The sequence below is a fragment of the Lebetimonas sp. JS032 genome (assembly GCF_000523315.1).
Taxonomy (GTDB): Bacteria; Campylobacterota; Campylobacteria; order Campylobacterales; family Nautiliaceae; genus Lebetimonas.
Genome location: NZ_ATHS01000001.1, coordinates 1,198,326 through 1,218,818 on the forward strand (window position 1 = coordinate 1,198,326; position 20,493 = coordinate 1,218,818).

A 20,493-nucleotide genomic window follows, 5' to 3' on the forward strand; every position below is an offset into this window, starting at 1 on the left:
AAAATGCAAATAAAAAAAAAGGTTTTTTAATGAAAGTGTTATTAATCAAAGATGTAAGAGGACTTGGAAAAGCAGGAGAAATTAAAAATGCGAAAGACGGATATGCAAGAAATTTTTTAATTCCAAAAGGTTTTGCAAAACTTGCAACCCCGGAAGTTATAAAAGAGTGGGAAGAAGAGCAGAAAATAAAAGAAGAAGCTTTAAAAACGGAGCTTGAAAAATTAAGAGAATTAAAGAAAAAAATAGAAAACACACCTGTTGTTATTAAACATAAATTAGGGGCTAACGGGCAGCTTTACGGGGCTATAACAAATAAAGAAATTTCTGAAGTTTTAAAAGAAAAAGGAATAGATGTGGATAAAAAAGATATAGAAGCCAAACAGATTAAAAGCGTGGGGGAATTTAATGTTAAAATAAAATTGGGACACGGTATAAATGCCAATTTAAAACTTATTGTTGAAGGCGAATAATGGAAATAAACTTAAAAGCTACAACAATACTCGGGTACAAAAAAAACGGTGTGGCCGTAATAGGCGGAGACGGACAGGTTACATTTGGACATACGGTATTAAAAGGAAACGCAACAAAAATAAGAACGCTTTACAACGGTAAAATTCTGGCAGGTTTTGCCGGAAGTACGGCTGACGCTTTTATTTTATTCGATATGTTTGAAAACAACCTTCAAAACAGAAAAGGTGATTTGGTAAAATCGGTAATAGATTTTGGAAAAGCCTGGAGAAAAGATAAATACCTAAGGCGTCTTGAAGCCATGATGATAGTGCTTAACCCCGAACATATTTTTATTTTAAGCGGAAACGGAGACGTGGTTGAGCCTGAAGACGGGGAACTCGCAGCTATAGGAAGCGGGGGCAATTACGCCCTCTCTGCTGCAAGGGCTCTGACAAAACACTCAAAATTGTCCCCTGAAGAGCTTGTAAAAGAATCTCTGAGTATTGCGGCGGACATATGTATTTATACAAACCATAATATTAAAATATTAAAAATAGAAGGGCAAAAATGAATTTGACACCAAAAGAGACAGTAAAATACCTTGACGAATATATTGTAGGACAAAAAGACGCCAAAAAAACAATAGCAATCGCTCTTAGAAACAGATACAGACGAATACAGCTTACAAAAGAATGGCAAGACGATATTATGCCTAAAAACATAATGATGATAGGACCGACAGGCGTCGGTAAAACAGAAATAGCGAGAAGAATGGCAAAGATGATGAAACTCCCGTTTGTAAAAGTGGAAGCGAGCAAATATACAGAAGTCGGATTTGTAGGACGTGATGTCGAGAGTATGATCAGGGATTTGGTTAATAATTCTTTTAATTTGGTAAGAGAAGAAATGCAGGAGGCTTCCAAGGAACTGATAGAAGAAAATATAATTGAAGAAATTACAAAAAAACTTTTGCCCCCACTTCCCAAAAATGCGCCCGAATCCAAACAGATGGAATATCAAAACACATTTGAAAAAATGAAACAGAAAGTAAAAAACGGTGATGTCGATCATTTAAAAATAACTATCGAGGTTGAAGAAGGTATTGACGGGGATGACAATCTGCCTCCGGAGATGGTTAAGGCACAGGAAAGCATTGTAAAAATTATAGGAATTTTTAATAAGAATAAAGAAAAAAAGGAAGTAACGGTTAAAGAGGCAAAAGAGCTTTTAAAAAAAGAGGCTGCCGAAAAAGTAATAAGTAAAGAAGAACTTAAAAAAGAAGCTCTAAAAAGAGCGGAAAACGGAATTATCTTTATAGATGAAATTGATAAAATTGCAGCCACCGGAAACCAGAGGCAGGACCCCAGCAAAGAAGGTGTCCAGAGGGATTTGCTTCCGATAGTAGAAGGTTCAACCGTAAATACAAAATACGGATATGTTAAAACAGACCATATTTTATTTATTGCGGCCGGGGCTTTTCATGTAAGTAAACCGAGCGATTTGATTCCGGAACTTCAGGGAAGATTTCCTCTGAGGGTTGAACTTCAAAGTCTTGATGAAGAAGCTTTATATCAGATTCTGACGAAGCCTAAACATTCATTAATTAAACAGTATGAAAAGCTTCTTGAAGTTGAAGGTGTTACTCTTAAATTTACTGAAAGTGCTTTAAGAGAAATTGCAAAATATGCCTTTTTGGCAAATGAAAAAACGGAAGACATAGGTGCCAGAAGGCTACATACCGTAGTTGAAAAAGTCTTAGAAGAGATTAATTTCAGCGCCGATGAATACAATGGAAGGGAATTTATTGTAGATGAAGCTTATGTTAAAAGTAAATTGGACGATATAGTAGAAAATGAAGAAATAACAAAATATATTTTATAAGGAATTTTATGCCAAAAAGTGGCTTCGTAGGTATTATAGGAAAACCGAATGCCGGAAAATCAACATTGCTTAATTGGCTTTTAGGGGAAAAAATAGCTTTGGTTTCCCCTAAGGCGAATGCTTCGAGAAAAAGAGTAAATGCAATTGTCATGTATAAAGACAATCAGATAATTCTTCTTGATACACCCGGACTTCATGAAAAAGAAAAACTCCTTAATAAATTTATGTTAAATGAAGCGCTTAAAGCTTTAAGCGACAGTGATTTAATACTTTTTTTAGCCGACATCAGAGACGATATAAAAGGTTATGAATGGTTTTTGGACTTAAATAAAAAAAATATACCGCATATTTTGGTGCTTACAAAAACAGATTTAGTTTCAAAAGAAGATATTGCAAAAAAAATAAAAGATTATGAAAAAATTTCAAAAGCTCTTAAAATTATCCCTGTAAGTGCCGCTCTTGGAAATGGAAGAGAGGAATTATTAGACGATATTGTTGAATATTTACCGGAACATCCTTATTATTACGACCCGGAAATTATTTCAACAGAAAATATCAGGGATATATATAAAGAACTGATAAGAGAAGCACTTTTTGAAAAATTGGGTGATGAAATTCCTTATGAAACAGATATTTTAATAGAAAAATTAGACGAATATGAAAATTTTGATAAAATTTATGCTACAATTATTGTTGAAAGAGAATCCCAAAAAGGAATGGTTATTGGGAAAAGAGGGAAAAAGATAAAAGAAATCGGAATTTACGCCCGAAATCTTTTAGAAGAATTCAGCTCTAAAAAGATTTATTTAGAGCTTTTTGTAAAAGTTGTGAGAGGATGGAGTAAAAATAAAAAAATGCTTGAAGAACTTGGATATGAGGTAGAAACATGAAATTAAAAGAAAAAATAAAAAATTTTACATCTAATGTTAAGTTTTTAAAAAAATACAATTATGATGTTGATAAAATTATCGGTATAAAAGGCGAAGAAGCTTATATTTTATATGCAGATAAAAAATTATTAAGAATATATAGAGACAGCTTAAAATCCACCCCTTTATTAAATACATATATTCCGATTGAAAATGCCATATTTTATAATTTTGAAATTGATAAAAATATTTTGGAAAAAATAGAACTTGACAAATTTATTGAAACCAAAGTATATGAAGAAACAGGTATTGACGAAACAGAAAAATATGTAATTAAATATAAAATTGTAGATTTGTTAAAAGATGAAAAAAGAGTAATGGTTGAAACGGTAATTGTTTCCCAGACTTTTATAGAAAATCATTTTGAACAAATTTTAAATAAAGTAGGTTATATAGATTATATTTCTTTTCCTGCGTTTTCCTATAAATCTTTATATGAGGAAAAAATTCTTACATTGGCAAATGATATGTTTGTCGTAATTCTTGATGACAAAATATTTATTACATTCTATTCGGAAGGTAAAATTGTAAAAATTGTTACAATTTCCGGCGGACTGGATAAAATATATGAAAAAATATCAAAATTAAATATTGCAAATTTTGATATTGTTGTTTTTCAAAAACTTTTAAAACAAAAAGGGGTAGACCAGAGTAAATATAATTCAAAAGAATTTGTGGTTTACAATGAGCTTATTAAAGAATTTAATATATTTGCAGGCATAATTGAGGATCAGATAAAAAAACTGATAGATATATATAATATAGATAATATTGACAGACTTTTTATTACTACCAAATATGGTAATGTCGAAGGTTTAAACACATATTTTTCAAAATATATCAATATAGATACATTCGATTTTGAATTTTATGAAAATTACAATCTTGACAGACTGCCAATTGATCCCCTTTTATTTTTGGGAATGCTTGAAACACATTATGCTTATAAATATAATGATTTTACGTATAATTTTTCTTTATTTTTGAGAGAACCTACATTTTTTTACAGACCTAGCGGTCAATTTGTATTGAGTGTAAGCGTTGCTACCGTTATTTTTGCAGCCGCCCCGTTATATCTCTATATCGACGGTCTGGTTTATAATCATAAAAACAATATGTTAAATTTACAGATTAATAAATTAAACAAGGAAATTTCTGTCCTTATAGTACAAAAAAACGGATTGGATAATAAAAAGAAATCCATTGAAACCGTAATAAAAAAATTAAGCTATGATATAAAAGAAGATAAAAAATTAATAAACGAAGTTTATAAATTCAAATACTCCTATATCCCTAAATCTCAGGAATTAACAGATATAACACTGTTTATAAATAAAAATAAAGTATATATAAAAAATTTATCATATAAAGAAAATGAATTTATTTTTAATGTTTTTGCCGATAAAGATTCCAATATCGCCAATTTGATAAACGATTTGACAAACAACGGATTTAATGTTTATACAGGGGGTATTGTTTTGAAAAATAAAAAATATATTTCTGAAATTAGGATAAAAGAATGAAAAATAAAAATTTTTTAGACAAATTTTTTGAAAACAAAACAAAAAAAGATGTTTTGTATATTCATATAATTACTATATTTCTGCTTGGATTTATAATTTATTATTTTATTTATCCGTTGGCTTCTTCTTTTAAGAAAAAAGAGGAAAAAAACTATCAAAACAATGTCCAGACTTTAAATCATTTAAAAATACAAAAAAATGTTTATATTACCCAAATTGCAAATTTGCGTAAAACAATAAAAAAACTGGAATTAAGCAAAAATTCTTTACATAAACAAAAGACTTTTTTCGATGATTTAATTTCATTGCTGGATTTTGCAGAATTTAATAAATACAAATGGGCAGAATATGTCAGAAATATTGTATATGATGCAAAAAATGAAGGTCTTAAACTGATGAATTTTGCAAATAGTTTATATAAAGACACAAAACACAGTTATATTAATAAAAAGATGGATATTATAGTGAATGTAAAAGGCGAATATAAAAATTTGATTTACTATATTTACAAATATGAAAATACAAAAGAACTTTTAAGGGTTAATGAATTAAATGCAACCGATAAAGGTGAATATATGATAAAATATACATTGTATGGATACGGAAAATGAAAAAGGTATTATTATTGACAATAGCGGTTTTAGCGTTTGCCTCAAGGCAGGAATATTTGGAATATGCGAATAAATTGGTTACATATAATTTTGAACTAACCAAAATAGGTGACGTAAAATCACCGTTTTTTAAACCTAAAAAATTATTATTTATGAATAAAAAAATAAACAAAAATGTTAAAAAAATAGTGCATATTACTTTGCTTTCTTTACTGAATAACAGTGCATTTATAAAAATAGAAGAATTTATGGGTGATGAAAAGATAAAAGAATATAAAAAATGGGTGAAAAAAAACAGTAAAGTTGAAAACTGTAATGTAGAAAATATTTACAGTGATAAAATCATTTTAAACTGTAATAATAAAAAACTTGTAAAAAAATTAAATGAGAAAACATTAAAAATAAGGATTGAAAAATGAAAAAATTAATTGTTATAGTGTTTATTGCTTTAAGTATTTTTGCAAATGCAAATGAATGTAATAATAAATTTTTTTCATATTCAAATAGCATTAATCAAAATGAAAGAATGAGTATAAAAGATTTTTTAAATTTATTGGCCACCCAAAAATGTGGTATAAATATTGTGTATGATGATGAGGAAGCCAAAAAAATTGTTTCAGAGAAAATGCCTTTTGTTAAAATAAAACATTATACATTAAAGCAAATACTGGATTTGCTTCTTTCAAAAAGGGATTTGTTTTATACAGTGGACAATGACACATTGGAAGTAAGTTTTTATAAAACAAAAACTTACAAACTGGATTTTCTCACATCATCAAGAACAGGTGAATCTAATTTGGACGCAACAGACAGCAAGGTAAAAAATACATACAGTTTTGATTTCTGGGATAAAATAGAAGATAACATAAAAACAATTTTAAAAAATACATCTATAGATTTTAAACCTCCGGTAATAGATAAATCCGCCGGTCTTATAACTGTAACAGGTACAAAAAAACAAATTAAAGAGATTGACAAATATGTTGATAATCTTATGAGCAGACTTACAAAAGAGGTTTTAATAGATGTGAAAATTTATACTGTTGAACTTTCCCGTTCTCATAAAACTGGTATTGATTGGTCAAAACTAAATATATCATTAAATAATGCAGCAGTGCCTATGAATCATTTTGCTAGCCAACTTGTTGGAAAAGAATCTATTTTTAATTCTGCAACTTTTAATTTAGATGGATTATTAAATTTCCTTGCTCAAAACGGAAACGTAAATTCACTCTCAAATCCTAAAATAGTAACACTAAACAATCAAAAAGCAATTATCAGCGTAGGGGATACAATAAACTATAAATATGCTTCGAGTGTAGTAAACAATCCTAATGCCTCTCCATCTATTCAATATACAATAGATTCAAAATTTGTAGGTGTTGTACTTGATATTACACCTCAGATTAATGACAACGGAGATATTATTCTCAGTATTGCACCGAGAATCAGCTCTTTTAAAAATCCTAATCAGTTGACTAATCCTAATAGAGACATGCCTCCGGACACAAGAGACAACACAATGCTTAGCATTGTAAAATTAAAAGACAATGATACATTGGTTCTTGGAGGTTTAATTACAAAAGATGATATATTAAACGTAAACGGGGTACCTGTTTTAAAAGAAATACCATTAATTAAATATCTGTTTTCTTCAAGAGAAAAAATTACCAACAGAAAAGAGCTTGTATTTGTGATAACCCCTCATATAATTGACTTTAGTAAGAAAAAAACGCTCAGGGATTTAGGTTTTGGCCAAATTAAGTGAAGCAAAAGAGTTATTCAGAGATGTGGTTGATGTAAATAATTATATTCCTTTGGCAAGTATTGAAAAATTAAAAATTGATTTATTGAATGCCGTTAATCAGAAAGAGAAGATGATTTTTCTCTCAGGGCAGGCAGGCAGCGGTAAAAGTATGGTCTTAAAATCGATATATGAAGAATTGAAAAATGATAAAAATCTTTTTTATATATCGAATCCTTATTTGGAAATAAATGCTATTTTAAATATCCTTAAAACGTTGGATATAAATGAACATTATTTTTTGTTTATAGACGAAGCGCAGTTATTGGAAGATTCTGTATTGGAAAATTTAAGAATTTATGCTGATAAAGGCAATTTAACAGTTGTTTTTGCCACACACGATACAGATTTGAATAAACTACTGCAAAAAAAACATTTTAAAACGAGAATTAATTACCTGTTTAAAACTGTTCCTATTAATGTAGATGAAATAGAATATTTTATTAATACAAAATTGATAAGAACAAATTTAATACCACTCGCCGAGAAATTCAATACAAAACATTATAAAATGATTTATAAATATACAAAAGGCTCTTTAAGAGGCGTTAATCAGTTTATGTTTAAATTATTTGATGTAATGGAATTTTTTTATAATAAATATAATGATGAGATTTTTAAAAATATAAATAAATATATAGAAATAACGCATATGGATTTAAAAGGCATTTAATGCATAAATATGAAAGACTTGAAAAATTATATTATAAAAAAAAATATGTAAAAATTTTTTTTATTTTTTTCTTTATAATTAATTATTTTGTTAATTTTTATATTTTTTCTAAAAAGAAACAAAAAACCGGAAAAATCGCCAATATTTAATATAAATGTTTTAAAAAAAGAAGAAAACAATACTCATGGTCATAAAAATATAACAGAAAAAAATTTAACTAATAAAAAAACGCTTTTTTATGAAAAGAATCTAACTCTTAAGAAAGAAAAAAAAGACAAAAACACAACATTAAAAACAAATAATACCAATACTAAAAAAGAAGTCCTCTCTTTTATAGTCCCAAAAGTAAATCTTAATGAAAACAATATTACAACAAAACAAAAACAAACTGAATCAAAAGTGAAAAAAAATGATAAAAAGAAACTTAAAAATGAAATAAAAGCGAAAATAAAAGAAAAACCTTTAATAATCGAAGAAAAAGTAAATATCAACGATTTAATTAAATCTTATAATCAAAATCCGGATTATGATATTGCAATACAGATTTCGAATTTATATTTAAATAAAAATATGTTGGATTTGGCTAAATTATGGGCATTGAAAGCAAATAATTTGAGCCCTTCCAAATATGAAAGCTGGAAAATATTTGCTATTATTTTGTTAAAGAAGAATCAAAAGCAAAAAGCAAAAGAAGTGTTAAAAACATATTTAAATGATTACGGGGATAACGAGAAAATTGAAAAATTATTAAGGAGTATTGATGAATGAACATATTTTTAAAGAGATAAAATCACTTCCGCCTTTGCCAAAAAGTATAATGGAAATTCAGAGAATCACAAATGACGCAAATTCTTCAATTTCTGATTTGGTAAAAGTTGTAAAAGAAGACCCTATGCTTACGGCAAATTTGCTTAAAGCCGCAAATTCTCCGCTTTACGGATTTACAAAACAGATAAAAAGTGTTGATCAGGCTGTTTCGTTATTTGGTATGGCAACAGTTAAAGGCTTCGCCGTTTCTTTTGCAATAAAAAATACGCTTAAATTTGATTTGAGTGCATACGGAGTGGATGAAAATAGATTTCATGATGTTTCAACAAAAAGAAACGCCCTGGTTCTTTACTGGTATAAAAAAAACAGAAAATATCTGGATATATTGGCTACTAATTCATTTTTAATAGACCTGGGTGCCGTTGTTATATCTTTGGTATTAAAAAAACTTGGAAAAGATAATGAATTCAAATCAAAATTAACTATTGACAACAGAAATGAAATAGAAAAAGAATTTGTTGGAATGACAACAGCGGAAGTAAACGCAAAAATTTTTACTCATTGGGGATTTAGTGAAGATTTAACCCTTTCTATGAAAAATATTGATGCTCCAAACGGCACTTATGAAAAAGAAAGTGCATCACTCCTGAGCTTAAAAACATTAATAAATCTCTTAAACGGATTTAATGAAGAAAATGAAAAAAAAGCGATAGAAATCGCCAACAAATATAATTTAGATACAGATTCTTTAAATGTTGCTATTGCTTTAATTTTAAAAGGAAATGATTGAGGGAATTTATATACAAACTTATAAAAGGAATTGACAGAAAAGATATTCCAAGGGATAAAAGAGATATAGTTAATGATTTACTAACTTTAAAAATAGTGACAAACAAAAAAACAATAAAATTAAAGTCCAAATATATACCTGGCAAGGTTGATATCACACAAAAAGGTTACGGTTTTTTAATTCCCCTTTCAAAGGGTAAAGATTTATTAATAGAATCTTATCATTTAAATTCGGCCTCTAAAGGCGATTTGGTAATAGCGGAGAGGCTTTTTAAGAAAAAAGGCCGGCCTAAAGCAAAAGTAATTTACATTATTGAAAAAGCTTTTGCTTACAGTGTGGGATATTTAACTTTTGAAATTAAAAATGCTAAAAAAATTCTTCTTATAAAAAACATTAAAACCAATCTGCCGATTTGTGTAAATGTTACTAAGAAAGCCTTAAAAAAACTTCCTCCAAATGCGGTGTTTAAAATAAATAATTATACTTCTACGATTGAGGAGGTTTTGGGGGTATTGGATGATGCGTGGGTGGATGAAAAAATATCTTTGGCTCTTTATAATAAAAAAGAAGAGTTTTCAAAAAGCGCTATATTAGAGGCAAAAGCTTTTGGAAATTTTATAGATAAAAGTATGTATCCGCAAAGGATTGATTTAACGGAAAAATATTTTTGTACGATAGACCCGGTAAGTGCAAAAGACCACGATGACGCTGTTTATTTTGATATTGGGGAAAATGCTTTATATGTTGCAATTGCAGATGTGAGCGAATATGTTTATTTAAACTCAAATATTGACAAAGAGGCAAAGGAAAGAGGTTTTAGCATATATTTTCCCCATAAATCAGTTCCGATGCTCCCAAGAGAGCTGAGTGAAAATATATGTTCCCTTAAAGAGAATGAAGACAGGCTGGCATTTATTTTTAAAATAACCTTAGATAAAAACAATAATGTAATTAAAGAAGAATTATTCGAGGGAATTATTAACTCCAAAAGAAAATATTCTTATGAAAAAGTAGATGAATTTTTAGAGGGTAATATTGAAAACAGTGATGAAACAGATAAAAAAATTTTATCCTGGCTGATGCCTTTGTGGAATAAAATTCAGAAAATAAGAAGTGAGAGATTAAAAACCGGACTCGATTTTGAAAGTGATGAAATCAAAATGAATTTGGATGAAGAAGGAATGATTGAAGATGTTACAATAGAAAAAGAAACACCTTCGCATTCCTTGATAGAAGATTGTATGCTTCTTGCAAATAAAGCAGCCGCAAAAATGATTGATTACGGTATTTTTAGAATTCATGAAAAACCCTCACGTACTTCAATAGATGAGCTTTATAATAATTTATTATCCCTTGGAATTGAAATAAATGAAAATGAAGATTTTGTAAAAAATGTAAAAGATATACAAAAACAGGCAAAAGAAATGGGCATAAAAAAAGAGATTGATAAATTAATAATAAAATCGCAAAAACAGGCTCGTTACGATGCTGAGAATGTAGGGCATTATGCACTCGGTTTTGATAAATATACTCATTTTACATCACCTATAAGAAGATATTCCGATCTCACCCTTCACAGGCTGCTAAAAGCGGTTTTGAAAAAAGAGGAAAAAATAAAAGATTTTATTTTAAGAAATATTGAGGCGCTGGTCGTAAAAATCAGCGAATTGGAAAGAGAGGCAATGAAAGTCGAATGGGATTTTTATGACAGAAAATATGCCAGAGTTGCTAAAATTAATATCGGAAAAGTTTACAAAGGAATAATCGAAGACACCGAAATTCCTCCTATCGCAAAAATTTTGGAAGATAAACTGCTTGGGGCAAGGGTGTTTTTGAAAGATAAAAAGAAATTTAATTTACTGCAAAAAGTCAATATTGAAATAATTGATTCAAATATTGCAACAGCAAAAATAAAAGGAAAAGTATTGGATTAAAAATCGTAATCCAATCCAAAAGCCATAAGTAAAGCCCCTCCTTTTTTAAATGTTCCTTGAACTGTTTGAATATTGTTTTTTACAGTTCCACTTCTTTGTTTTTGTTTGGCGTAAAGCATAGAAAAGCCCAAACTCATTCTCTCATCCATTTTATATTTAAAGCCTCCTGAAAAAATATTTTTATCACTGTCAGGCAGAGAAAAATCCAATGTAGAGTCCGGTACCGGAGTTTTATCATAAGTATAACCGAGCATTGCCGTCAGTTTTTCACTGCATTTATGTGTAAGTCCTATTCTGTAAGTGTTTGTATTTTTCCAATTTTTAGGAATTGGCGTACCGAAAATGGCTTCTACATACGGATCGTCAAAATTAAAGTCTAAATTTTTATATTTAGACCAGAATGTTCTCTCAAGTACAAATTCCACTGTTGTATTGTTAAAAGTTTTTGCAAATGCAATATTTAAGGCTGCCGGCAGAGGTATTTTTACCCTTCCCTTGGTATTAAAGGTTATCAAAGTGGAAGCGTCGGACGGATTTTTGGTTAATAAATATTTACTGTAATACCCGCTTGCATCTCCGTTTAGGCTCATGTCTATTTTGGAACGGTAAGTAAGTGCAAGTTTAATATCTCTGCTGTCGTTTTGATAAGAAACGGCACTGTTCCATCCAAAATCCACAGAATCCCCGTTTAAATACTGGGAATATAATCCGGCTTTAAAAGCATTTGTCGTCCCTTCACTTCTGAGTGCCCTTACACCAAACGCAACTGCTAAGTTGTTATTTATTTTATAGGCAATATTTGGATTAATTTCAAGTGTTTTCAGTGTAAATTCTTTTGCTCCTAATTCTGGAACTGTATCATCCCATTTTTTTGAAAGTCCGGCCGGGGTTGTTATTGAAATACCCCATCTGAAACTGTTATAATCTTTTGAGCTGAAATGAAACAGAGGAATAAAATAATCTTCTTTTCTTGATTTATAAACGTCTCCGTTATTGTTGTCAAATTCTATCTGGTATAAATGAATATAACTCATTAAAAATTCATAATGATTTTTATTGTCATTAAATGCCATATTGGCAGGATTGTAATAATTGGCATCAGCCCCGTTTGCGTCAGCCACGTTTGCAGCACTTAAAGCCATACCGTCAATGGATTGTTCCGGTATTTTATAACCGTTTGCCAAAAGTAAAACAGATGAAATTAATGAGAATGCTATAATTTTTTTCATTTAATCTCCTTTTAAGTTATTGTATAATTTTAACAAAAAGGTTTATATGAATAAAAAAGAGTTTGATTTATTAAAAGAGATTCCAAATTTTGTTGTGTTTTACGGTAACGAATTTTATCTGGATATGTATCAAAAACAGTTGGAAGAAAAATTTAAAGATGAAAATATATTAAAACTCTATTTTGATGAATTTGATAAAAATACTGCAAAAACACATTTATTGGAAAATTCTTTATTCGGCGGTAAAAATATTTTATTTGTAAAAACAAATAAATGGAATAAAGAAATAGAAGAGCTTAAAAATTATTCAAAAAACAACTACTGTTTTATCTTTTATACGGTAAATAAAAAAATAAAACTCTCTAAAAACGACTTTGTAAGGTTTTTTTCACCTTCTTATAAAGAAATTATAGAATATATTAATTTGTTATCAAAAAAAGAAAATGTTCTTCTTTCAAATGAAGCAAAAAATTTTTTGGCCAAAAGTATTGAACCTCTGTTTTTAGCCCAGGAAATAAAAAAACTAGCCTCATTTAAAAATGAGATATCTTTAAATGACGTAACTGATTTGGTGTTTTTATACAAAGAGGAATCTTTTGAAGATTTGTTTGTAAAAATTTTGAGCGGAGCTGATTTTTTTGATGATTTGAAAATCATATTGGAAACCACAGATTTTAAAAGAATAATACCGGCTTTTGTAAACTATATCACCAATCTTTATCAGTACAATCTTTATATAAAAAAAACAGGCTCTTCAAACCTGAAAAACTTTTTGGGTTATCAGCTCCCTTTTGATATTGAAAAGAAGCGGGTCAATATAGCAATTAAACTAAAAGAAAACGATTATAAAAATTTATTTGATTATCTGTTAAATAAAGAATTGTTAATGAGAAACTCTGATAAAGAAAAAGAAGCTCTTTTTTGGGAAGCAATGATTTGGCTTAAGAATTACCACTCTTTTTAAATAAGTTTTTAAATTTTTTAGCAGCTTTTGTAAGCCCCAGTTTCATTCCTGCATATCTCATCATTTTTGCCATTTGTCTGTATTTTTCTTTTTCATAGCAGGGATTGGGGCATTTTCTGCATCTCGGCTTTGGATTATGAGGGCATTCAGTTAATCTTTCTATTGCATAAGAGAATAAATTATGACATTCTTCACATAAATTTATTTCAAAATTTAATTCTAAATTTTTATAATTTACATTATATTTTTTTATAAACTGGCCGGTATGTTTATCATTACAGTAAATAGGAAAAAATTTTTTTAATGTTTCGACCTCACTTTTAAATTTTTCTTCAGTCATAAGAACCCTTTTTATTTATTATATAAAAAGAGTCTGTTTTATTCATTGATACCAGTCAATTTTCCATTTTCCATTCTCAATTTTCCATTAATAAAATTTTGCCTTATGGCTTCATAAAGTACAATTCCACTGCTGACGGCCAAATTTAAGCTTCTGCCTTCTTTTGTCATTGGAATGGTAATACATCTGCTTTTATATTTATTTAATATATTTTCGTCAATTCCTTTTGTCTCGCTTCCGAAAATGATATAATCTCCCATATTAAATTTTGCCTTAAAATATGGTTTATCTGTTTTAGTAGTGGCAAAATGGCATTTGTCAATATTAATATTTTTTAAAAAATCATCTGTGTTTTCCCATACGGTTAAATCTAATTTGTACCAGTAATCAAGCCCGGCTCTTTTTACGGCTTTTTCCCCGATATCAAATCCAATAGGTTTTACTATATGAAGCTTTGCCCCGGCATTTACACAAAGTCTTCCTATATTTCCCGTATTGGGCGGAATTTGAGGATTAAAAAGTACAACATTAAACATTTTTTTGCCTTTTGATTAAATAACTTAAAATTTTTGCTACAGCTTTTGGTTTTTTTGAAAAAATGTTTTTTAACCTCTCTTTTATAATTTGTTTTTTAATTTCTTCTACATTTTTTTTCATTTCCTACTTCTTTTTTTATCTTTCTTGCTAACTTGGAACTTGGCTTCTTGGCTACTCACCACTCACCACCCCGCCGCTTTGCAAGCGGCCGGGCAAGCTCACTACTCACTATAATATTATTGTTTTGTTTGCATAAACAAAAATTCTATCTTCTATAGCTTTTTTTATTGCACGTGAGAGAACTATTTTTTCAATATCTCTTCCCTGGATTCTCATCTCTTCCCAGCTCATTTCATGGTCTACCCTTATGACGTCCTGTTCTATTATCGGACCGTCGTCAAGATTGTTATTTACGAAATGTGCCGTTGCCCCTATAATTTTCACACCTCTGTCGTAAGCCTGTTTGTAAGGGTTTGCACCTATAAATGCAGGTAAAAACGAATGGTGAATGTTTATTATTTTGTTTGGAAATTTTTCAACAAAATTTGGAGTCAGTATTCTCATAAATTTTGCCAAAATTATATAATCCGGATTTGTTGGCATAATAATTTCAAGCATTTTATTTTCATGCTCGGTTCTGTTTAAATTTTCCGCAGGTACATAATAAAAAGGAATATTGAATTTTTCAACCAAATCTTTTAAATTGTTTCTGTTTGCGATAACCCCGATAATTTCTATATCCAAATCCCCTGAATACTGTTTTATTAAAATATCCCCCAACGCATGTGCCTCTTTAGTAGCCAGTAGGAAAACTCTTTTTTTTCTTTTTTTATATATTCTGACATTGGCACAGGAAACTTCTTTTAAAATTTCTTCTTTTAAATTTTCTTTGTCTATTTTTCCGGTTATTACAGCCCTAAAGAAAAATTTGTTGTTTTCTTTATCCACAAATTCCTGTTGCGATTCGATATTGAAATCATTTTTATATAAAATTTTTGATATTTTATAAATAAGACCTTTTTCATCATTACAGTCAATTAATAATGTATATTGCATTTTTAACCTTTTTTTATAATTATTTTATCATAACTTCTTATTTCGTTTAATATTGAAAATCTCGGATTGTCCGGGTTTATGTTTTTTGGTTTGTATTTTTTATTCCATAAATTTTCTTTTTTCAACCATTTTTCACAGCAGTTAAAGTTTAATATGCTGAATGTATTTAGCGGATATTTCAAAGCCAGGGCGTATAAAAACCTGTTGGTAACGGTTTTTGGACACTTTTTGATTTTTATTTCCCTTTTTAATTTATTTGGCGGATTTAGCTGTTTTATTATAAATTTATTATTTAAATGTTTATAATAAAGAAGATGATACAAAAAATATCCTTCAAGGGGGTTTGATTTATAAATTTTTGCCAAATGGAAAAATTCTTTTTTTGAAAAATCTAAATTAAATAATTTTTTTGCAATTTTTAATATTATAAAATAATAAAATCCGTAGTATAAAAATTTTGAATTAAACATTTTTTCAAATTCTCTGTATATTCTTTCTTTGCTCAAATCGTTTAATTTTATTTCTTGACACAGTTTTACAGTTTCAAAAGCCACTTTAAATTTTAATCTTGAGGCAAACTGCATGGCTCTTAAAACCCTCAAGGAATCTTCTTTGAATTTTTCATTATTTATGTGTCTTATTGTTTTGTTTTTAATATCTTCAATTCCGCCCCAGAAATCCAAAATTTTTCCGCTGAAAATATTTTTCATCAATGCATTCATAGTGAAATCGCGTCTTGAACTTGCTTCTTTTTCATTTTGGATTAAATTTACTTCAAAACCCCTGTGGCCTGGTGATGTTTTCGTTTCCATGCGGGGCAGGGCAATATCGAAATTTTTCCATTTGTATACAAAAAAACTTTTACCTACTCCTTTTGCCCCGAGTTTTTGCATTAATTTATCAAATTCAAGAGGTTTTATATCATAAACTTCTAAATCAAATTCTTTTGGAGCTTTGCCCAGAATCTCATCCCTTACGGCGCCGCCTACAATGTAAACTCTTTTAGTGTAAGGTGCAAAAAATTTTTTTAAAAATTCTAAATCCTTATATAAATCTTCACTCCTCACTACTTACTGCTCACTATTTTCACTATTTCAGTTTTTCATCGATTTTTACCAATAAATATTCCAGAAAATTTAATGTTACATCAAGTTTGACATCAAGATTTTGGGTGTTTGGAGATTGAAGCCCTTCAAATAGAATAAGCAGTCTTTCTTTAATATGTGAAAGAAATTTTTTATCTTCGCAACTGTTTTTATTTGCATTATCTTCCACAACTATTGAATTTTCTTCAAGTTCCTGCAATGTTTCAAGTATTGTTTCTTTTATATCCATTTTTTTTACCTTGTTTAATCCAACATTCAAGATTTAACATTTAAAATTAAAATATAAGCCATTTTTCAAATTCGAATCTGTTTTTTTGATTTATTTCGTTAAATTCTTTTAATTTCAAAATATTTACACCTTTAAATTTTTTTCTTTTTTTCAGTCTTTTAATGGCTTCTATTATTTCCTGGTCTTTTTTTTCTAAGCTTTCATAAATCTCCAGGGCTTCTTTTTTAAAACCCTGTGATTCAAGTATTTTTGCATATGTTTTTGTTTTAATCTTTAACGTATTCGGCAATTAAATCCCCCATTTTTGATGTATTTACCACTTCTTTTGCGTCAAATTCGGCTAAATCCGGTGTTCTGTAACCTAAGGCCAATACTTTTTTTATTGCTTTTTTAATTCTTCCGGCGGCATTTAATTCGTTTAAATATTCCATCATCATAGCGGCACTTAAAATTGTAGCAATAGGATTTGCTATCCCTTTTCCCGCAATATCAGGGGCACTTCCGTGTATAGGTTCGAAAAGTCCGACTTTTCCTCCAATGCTTGCACTTGGAAGAAGTCCGATGCTTCCTATAATCATACTTGATTCATCGCTTAAAATATCTCCGAAAATATTTCCTGTTAAGATTATATCAAACTGTTTAGGGTTTCTTACAATCTGCATTGCCGCATTGTCCACATACATATGGTTTAAACTGACTTCAGGATATTCTTTTGCAATTTCTTCAACAATTTCTCTCCAAAATTCGCTTACTTCGAGGACGTTTGCTTTATCGATAGAGGTTACCCTTTTGTTTCTTTTCATTGCTTCTTTAAATGCAACGTGTGCTATTCTTTCAACCTCTCCTCTTGTATAAATCATTGTATTATAGGCTTTTTCATTATCTTTATATCTCGGCTGGCCAAAATAAATTCCGCCGGTAAGTTCCCTTACAACTACAAAATCGACACCTTTGACAATTTCACTTTTCAGGGTTGAAGCGTTTATCAGTTCGTCAAAAATCATGGCAGGGCGTATATTGGCAAAAAGTCCCAGTTCTTTTCTGAGTCTTAGCAGTCCGCTTTCCGGTCTTTTTTCTTTAGGAAGATTTTCCCATTTATATCCTCCGATAGAACCGAATAAAACGGCGTCGCTTTCAAGGCTTCCTTTTATTGTTTCTTCAGGGCAGGGGGTTCCGGTGGCGTCATACGCACTTCCACCGAGCAGATATTCTTTATAATTAAATTTTATATTTTCCGCTTCACCGAGCGCATTTAATACTTTTATGGCTTCATCCACTATTTCAGGGCCGATTCCGTCGCCTTTGATAACTGCAATATTATATGTTTTCATTATTTTCCTTTATTTCCCTTGCATAATTGATAAGTCCCCCCGCGGCAATTAAATTTTGCATAAAATCTGGAATTGGTGTAAATTTATAAACCTTACCTGTATCAATGTCGCTTATTATTCCCTTATCCATTTCTATTTTGATTAAATCGCCTTCGTTTATTTCATCACTTTCAAGCAGTTCAAAAATAGGAAGCCCCATATTAAAACTGTTTCTATAAAATATTCTTGCAAAACTTTTGGCTATCACTGCCGCAATTCCTGCCGCTTTTAATGCTATTGGGGCGTGTTCCCTGCTGCTTCCGCTTCCGAAATTCCATCCTGCCACAATTATATCGCCCGGTCTTACTTTAGCCGGAAATTCAGGATCGGCGTCTTCCATTACATGTTTGGCAAGTTCATGAGGGTCTGACGTATTGAGATATCTTGCCGGAATAATCAAATCTGTATCTATATTGTCTCCGAATTTCCATACTCTTCCAGTTATTACATTCATAAAAATCCCTTTTTTTCAAAATTTTACCAAATCTGAGTTTAAATTGCTATTAAATATCCTATCCCAAGTCCTGCAAAAGATAATAAAAAAAAGAAAAAAAGCTCCTTTGTTAATTTTCTTGCTATAAAAACGGCAATAAAAAATTTTACTATAGAATTTGTGATACTTGCGATAATAATACCGTTTAGAGCACTGATGGAAGAAATTTTATTATGGGCAAGAGAACTTAACGAAAGAGTTATTGCATCTACATCGGTAATTCCGGAAAAAAACGATAAAATATAAATTCCTATATTTCCGTATTTATTACTGACCAGTTCCGCGGCTGCGTAAATAACCGCAAAAATAATTGCAAATTTAATAGCTTCGTCAATTTCAAGAGGATTTTTTGATTTCAGCTGCATTGTCAGTTTTTCAGAAATTGATTTTTTATATAAATAATATGAATAAAAAAGTCCGAAAAGCGTGGCAAGAAGATAGGGAATTAAGATTTTTTTTGATATATCCTGATTTACAATTAATGTCTCAATATAAACCCTTGCAAACATTATAGCGTTTGCTATTGAAATACCTGCCGCATAAAGGTAATGGTTTTTTTTATTTTCTCTAAACATTCTGCTAAGTGCGAAAGTAACAGCGGTTGAGCTGAAAAGGCCTCCCGCCGTTGCAGTAATTAAAATTCCTTTGTTTCCTAAAATTTTAAGGGAAATGTAGCCTAAAAATGATAAAGCAGATATTAATACGGCCATAAGCCAGGTTTTATACGGATTGAATAAATTATAAGGGTCTATTGTTTTATTTGGCAATATGGGAAGTATTAAAAATGTCATAACCAAAAGTAAAACCGCCGCATTGATATCATTTACGGAAATTTTTGCTTCTAATTCTTCCAATTTTGGTTTTAAAGACAAAACAACAATTATTATAACACCTATAAAAATGGCGTATTCCGCTTTTCCAGCATAAACCAGAATTCCCAGAAAATAAGAAATAATGGCGGCAAAATGTGTGGTTGAACCCTGTTTTTTATAATGAATAACTTTTAATAAATAAGCACTTACAGTAAGGCTTCCTATAATAATTAAACTGATATATAAAAAATAAGGATATCTGTCATTTAACCATGCGCTTATAAATCCTGCAAGGGAAATAAGGGCAAAAGTTCTGCTTCCTGCAAATGAATTTATGTTTTTGGAATTAAATCTGATACTCCTTTCAAGCCCTATGCTGAAACCTATAATAATGGAAATTAATAAAAGTTTTAAAAATTTCAAATCCAAAATTAAGCCTTTTTTATTATTATATTAAAATTTTGCTAAAATTATAAAAAAAAAGGCATGTTTTGAGAAAAGCGGTTGCATTTACAGGTCCGAGCAATTCGGGAAAAACAACATTGATTGAAAAAATTGCCAAAAGGCTTATCAGTTCATACAAAATAGCGATTATTAAAAACGATCCGGCCGACAAGGCGCAGTTTGACAAAGAGGGTAAAGACAGTTACAGATTTTATTCAACAGGAGCGGAGGTTGTTGTAACATCCCCCACCAGAACCACTTATTTTTCTCACAGGCAAAAATCACTTGATGAAATTATAAATATGATAAACGATTTTGATATTTTGCTTGTTGAAGGGCTTAAATATCTGCCTCTTCCGAGAATTGGGATATTCAGGGGTGATGTTGATGAAAGTTATTTCAGATATATAAAAGCCGTGGCCGTTGATGAGAGTGTGGATAAAAGTAAAATACCCCAAAATATAGAAATACTGAATTTAAATGATACGGATCAGATAATCGAATGGGTATTGAATAATGCAAAAGAAGTGTAAAAATAGTAAGTAGTGAA

Annotated in this window: 25 protein-coding genes; 14 read left to right on the forward strand and 11 right to left on the reverse strand. The window is 29.7% G+C overall.

The window, feature by feature from the left end; translation table 11 throughout:
* Positions 1–29 precede the first annotated feature (29 nt).
* The 12 genes from rplI (at position 30) to DZ65_RS0106820 (ending at position 11,363) form a co-directional block, all read left to right on the forward strand.
* Complete coding sequence (gene rplI / locus DZ65_RS0106760; RefSeq protein WP_024787885.1) at positions 30–470, forward strand: 50S ribosomal protein L9; 441 nt, start codon at positions 30–32, stop codon at positions 468–470.
* Positions 470–1,021, forward strand: a complete 552-nt coding sequence (gene hslV / locus DZ65_RS0106765) for an ATP-dependent protease subunit HslV (protein ID WP_024787886.1) — start codon at positions 470–472, stop codon at positions 1,019–1,021. Before rplI ends, hslV begins: the two co-directional genes overlap by 1 nt.
* The gene (gene hslU, locus DZ65_RS0106770; protein ID WP_024790926.1) at positions 1,018–2,331 is read left to right on the forward strand and encodes an HslU--HslV peptidase ATPase subunit; all 1,314 of its coding nucleotides are present in this window, start codon (positions 1,018–1,020) and stop codon (positions 2,329–2,331) included. Before hslV ends, hslU begins: the two co-directional genes overlap by 4 nt.
* An 8-nt stretch (positions 2,332–2,339) precedes the next feature.
* Positions 2,340–3,221, forward strand: coding sequence for a GTPase Era (gene era / locus DZ65_RS0106775; protein ID WP_024787888.1), 882 nt, complete (start codon positions 2,340–2,342; stop codon positions 3,219–3,221).
* Positions 3,218–4,783 (forward strand): hypothetical protein, encoded by a 1,566-nt coding sequence (locus DZ65_RS0106780; protein WP_024787889.1) that lies wholly within the window; start codon positions 3,218–3,220, stop codon positions 4,781–4,783. Before era ends, DZ65_RS0106780 begins: the two co-directional genes overlap by 4 nt.
* Positions 4,780–5,394: a hypothetical protein gene (locus tag DZ65_RS0106785; protein ID WP_024787890.1), complete on the forward strand. Its 615-nt coding sequence runs from the start codon at positions 4,780–4,782 to the stop codon at positions 5,392–5,394. Before DZ65_RS0106780 ends, DZ65_RS0106785 begins: the two co-directional genes overlap by 4 nt.
* Entirely contained in the window at positions 5,391–5,813 is a 423-nt protein-coding gene (locus DZ65_RS0106790; protein WP_156919581.1) for a hypothetical protein, read from the forward strand. Before DZ65_RS0106785 ends, DZ65_RS0106790 begins: the two co-directional genes overlap by 4 nt.
* Positions 5,810–7,162, forward strand: a complete 1,353-nt coding sequence (locus tag DZ65_RS0106795; protein ID WP_024791428.1) for a type II secretion system protein GspD — start codon at positions 5,810–5,812, stop codon at positions 7,160–7,162. Before DZ65_RS0106790 ends, DZ65_RS0106795 begins: the two co-directional genes overlap by 4 nt.
* The gene (locus tag DZ65_RS0106800; RefSeq protein WP_024787893.1) at positions 7,146–7,871 is read left to right on the forward strand and encodes an AAA family ATPase; all 726 of its coding nucleotides are present in this window, start codon (positions 7,146–7,148) and stop codon (positions 7,869–7,871) included. Before DZ65_RS0106795 ends, DZ65_RS0106800 begins: the two co-directional genes overlap by 17 nt.
* Positions 7,872–7,958: 87 nt before the next feature.
* Entirely contained in the window at positions 7,959–8,639 is a 681-nt protein-coding gene (locus DZ65_RS0106810; RefSeq protein ID WP_024791429.1) for a M48 family metallopeptidase, read from the forward strand.
* Positions 8,632–9,429 (forward strand): HDOD domain-containing protein, encoded by a 798-nt coding sequence (locus tag DZ65_RS0106815; protein WP_024787895.1) that lies wholly within the window; start codon positions 8,632–8,634, stop codon positions 9,427–9,429. The genes DZ65_RS0106810 and DZ65_RS0106815 overlap by 8 nt, the downstream gene beginning before the upstream one ends.
* On the forward strand, positions 9,426–11,363 hold the full coding sequence (locus DZ65_RS0106820; RefSeq protein ID WP_024790929.1) for a ribonuclease R family protein: 1,938 nt from the start codon (positions 9,426–9,428) through the stop codon (positions 11,361–11,363). Before DZ65_RS0106815 ends, DZ65_RS0106820 begins: the two co-directional genes overlap by 4 nt.
* Here DZ65_RS0106820 and DZ65_RS0106825 read toward each other — a convergent pair.
* Positions 11,360–12,592 (reverse strand): OmpP1/FadL family transporter, encoded by a 1,233-nt coding sequence (locus DZ65_RS0106825; protein WP_024787896.1) that lies wholly within the window; start codon positions 12,590–12,592, stop codon positions 11,360–11,362. The two genes, DZ65_RS0106820 and DZ65_RS0106825, sit on opposite strands and share 4 nt — an antisense overlap.
* A 46-nt stretch (positions 12,593–12,638) precedes the next feature.
* On the opposite strand from DZ65_RS0106825, the gene DZ65_RS0106830 reads away from it, so the two are divergent.
* Complete coding sequence (locus DZ65_RS0106830; RefSeq protein ID WP_024787897.1) at positions 12,639–13,556, forward strand: DNA polymerase III subunit delta; 918 nt, start codon at positions 12,639–12,641, stop codon at positions 13,554–13,556.
* Here the strand turns inward: DZ65_RS0106830 and DZ65_RS0106835 are convergent.
* The 10 genes from DZ65_RS0106835 to DZ65_RS0106880 form a co-directional block, all read right to left on the reverse strand.
* A complete protein-coding gene (locus tag DZ65_RS0106835; protein WP_024787898.1) occupies positions 13,534–13,896 on the reverse strand; it encodes a nitrous oxide-stimulated promoter family protein in 363 nt (120 codons plus the stop codon). The two genes, DZ65_RS0106830 and DZ65_RS0106835, sit on opposite strands and share 23 nt — an antisense overlap.
* A gap of 38 nt (positions 13,897–13,934) precedes the next feature.
* Positions 13,935–14,432: a tRNA (cytidine(34)-2'-O)-methyltransferase gene (locus DZ65_RS0106840; RefSeq protein ID WP_024787899.1), complete on the reverse strand. Its 498-nt coding sequence runs from the start codon at positions 14,430–14,432 to the stop codon at positions 13,935–13,937.
* A complete protein-coding gene (locus DZ65_RS0106845; RefSeq protein WP_024787900.1) occupies positions 14,425–14,553 on the reverse strand; it encodes a hypothetical protein in 129 nt (42 codons plus the stop codon). Before DZ65_RS0106845 ends, DZ65_RS0106840 begins: the two co-directional genes overlap by 8 nt.
* A gap of 108 nt (positions 14,554–14,661) precedes the next feature.
* The gene (gene purU, locus DZ65_RS0106850) at positions 14,662–15,489 is read right to left on the reverse strand and encodes a formyltetrahydrofolate deformylase (protein WP_024790930.1); all 828 of its coding nucleotides are present in this window, start codon (positions 15,487–15,489) and stop codon (positions 14,662–14,664) included.
* 2 nt (positions 15,490–15,491) lie between these two features.
* Positions 15,492–16,556 carry a CCA tRNA nucleotidyltransferase gene (locus DZ65_RS0106855; RefSeq protein ID WP_024790036.1) on the reverse strand — a complete coding sequence of 355 codons (1,065 nt, stop codon included), beginning with the start codon at positions 16,554–16,556 and terminating at the stop codon, positions 15,492–15,494.
* A gap of 22 nt (positions 16,557–16,578) precedes the next feature.
* The gene (locus tag DZ65_RS0106860) at positions 16,579–16,824 is read right to left on the reverse strand and encodes a hypothetical protein (protein ID WP_024787902.1); all 246 of its coding nucleotides are present in this window, start codon (positions 16,822–16,824) and stop codon (positions 16,579–16,581) included.
* A 46-nt stretch (positions 16,825–16,870) separates the two neighbouring features.
* The gene (locus tag DZ65_RS0106865; protein WP_024787903.1) at positions 16,871–17,113 is read right to left on the reverse strand and encodes a hypothetical protein; all 243 of its coding nucleotides are present in this window, start codon (positions 17,111–17,113) and stop codon (positions 16,871–16,873) included.
* Complete coding sequence (gene leuB, locus DZ65_RS0106870; protein ID WP_024787904.1) at positions 17,091–18,155, reverse strand: 3-isopropylmalate dehydrogenase; 1,065 nt, start codon at positions 18,153–18,155, stop codon at positions 17,091–17,093. Before leuB ends, DZ65_RS0106865 begins: the two co-directional genes overlap by 23 nt.
* The gene (locus DZ65_RS0106875; protein ID WP_024787905.1) at positions 18,142–18,648 is read right to left on the reverse strand and encodes a 3-isopropylmalate dehydratase small subunit; all 507 of its coding nucleotides are present in this window, start codon (positions 18,646–18,648) and stop codon (positions 18,142–18,144) included. Before DZ65_RS0106875 ends, leuB begins: the two co-directional genes overlap by 14 nt.
* Before the next feature lie 38 nt (positions 18,649–18,686).
* Positions 18,687–19,928 carry an MgtC/SapB family protein gene (locus tag DZ65_RS0106880; RefSeq protein WP_024787906.1) on the reverse strand — a complete coding sequence of 414 codons (1,242 nt, stop codon included), beginning with the start codon at positions 19,926–19,928 and terminating at the stop codon, positions 18,687–18,689.
* Positions 19,929–19,990: 62 nt separating this feature from the next.
* Between DZ65_RS0106880 and mobB the strand changes: the two genes are divergently transcribed.
* Complete coding sequence (gene mobB, locus DZ65_RS0106885; RefSeq protein ID WP_024787907.1) at positions 19,991–20,476, forward strand: molybdopterin-guanine dinucleotide biosynthesis protein B; 486 nt, start codon at positions 19,991–19,993, stop codon at positions 20,474–20,476.
* The last annotated feature ends 17 nt before the right edge of the window (positions 20,477–20,493 follow it).

Coding starts and splice junctions, on each gene's coding strand:
- rplI (WP_024787885.1), top strand. CDS start 30: ATGAAAGTGTTATTAATCAAAGATGTAAGAGGACTTGGAAAAGCAGGA.
- hslV (WP_024787886.1), top strand. CDS start 470: ATGGAAATAAACTTAAAAGCTACAACAATACTCGGGTACAAAAAAAAC.
- hslU (WP_024790926.1), top strand. CDS start 1,018: ATGAATTTGACACCAAAAGAGACAGTAAAATACCTTGACGAATATATT.
- era (WP_024787888.1), top strand. CDS start 2,340: ATGCCAAAAAGTGGCTTCGTAGGTATTATAGGAAAACCGAATGCCGGA.
- DZ65_RS0106780 (WP_024787889.1), top strand. CDS start 3,218: ATGAAATTAAAAGAAAAAATAAAAAATTTTACATCTAATGTTAAGTTT.
- DZ65_RS0106785 (WP_024787890.1), top strand. CDS start 4,780: ATGAAAAATAAAAATTTTTTAGACAAATTTTTTGAAAACAAAACAAAA.
- DZ65_RS0106790 (WP_156919581.1), top strand. CDS start 5,391: ATGAAAAAGGTATTATTATTGACAATAGCGGTTTTAGCGTTTGCCTCA.
- DZ65_RS0106795 (WP_024791428.1), top strand. CDS start 5,810: ATGAAAAAATTAATTGTTATAGTGTTTATTGCTTTAAGTATTTTTGCA.
- DZ65_RS0106815 (WP_024787895.1), top strand. CDS start 8,632: ATGAATGAACATATTTTTAAAGAGATAAAATCACTTCCGCCTTTGCCA.
- DZ65_RS0106825 (WP_024787896.1), bottom strand. CDS start 12,592: ATGAAAAAAATTATAGCATTCTCATTAATTTCATCTGTTTTACTTTTG.
- DZ65_RS0106830 (WP_024787897.1), top strand. CDS start 12,639: ATGAATAAAAAAGAGTTTGATTTATTAAAAGAGATTCCAAATTTTGTT.
- DZ65_RS0106835 (WP_024787898.1), bottom strand. CDS start 13,896: ATGACTGAAGAAAAATTTAAAAGTGAGGTCGAAACATTAAAAAAATTT.
- DZ65_RS0106840 (WP_024787899.1), bottom strand. CDS start 14,432: ATGTTTAATGTTGTACTTTTTAATCCTCAAATTCCGCCCAATACGGGA.
- DZ65_RS0106845 (WP_024787900.1), bottom strand. CDS start 14,553: ATGAAAAAAAATGTAGAAGAAATTAAAAAACAAATTATAAAAGAGAGG.
- purU (WP_024790930.1), bottom strand. CDS start 15,489: ATGCAATATACATTATTAATTGACTGTAATGATGAAAAAGGTCTTATT.
- DZ65_RS0106860 (WP_024787902.1), bottom strand. CDS start 16,824: ATGGATATAAAAGAAACAATACTTGAAACATTGCAGGAACTTGAAGAA.
- leuB (WP_024787904.1), bottom strand. CDS start 18,155: ATGAAAACATATAATATTGCAGTTATCAAAGGCGACGGAATCGGCCCT.
- DZ65_RS0106875 (WP_024787905.1), bottom strand. CDS start 18,648: ATGAATGTAATAACTGGAAGAGTATGGAAATTCGGAGACAATATAGAT.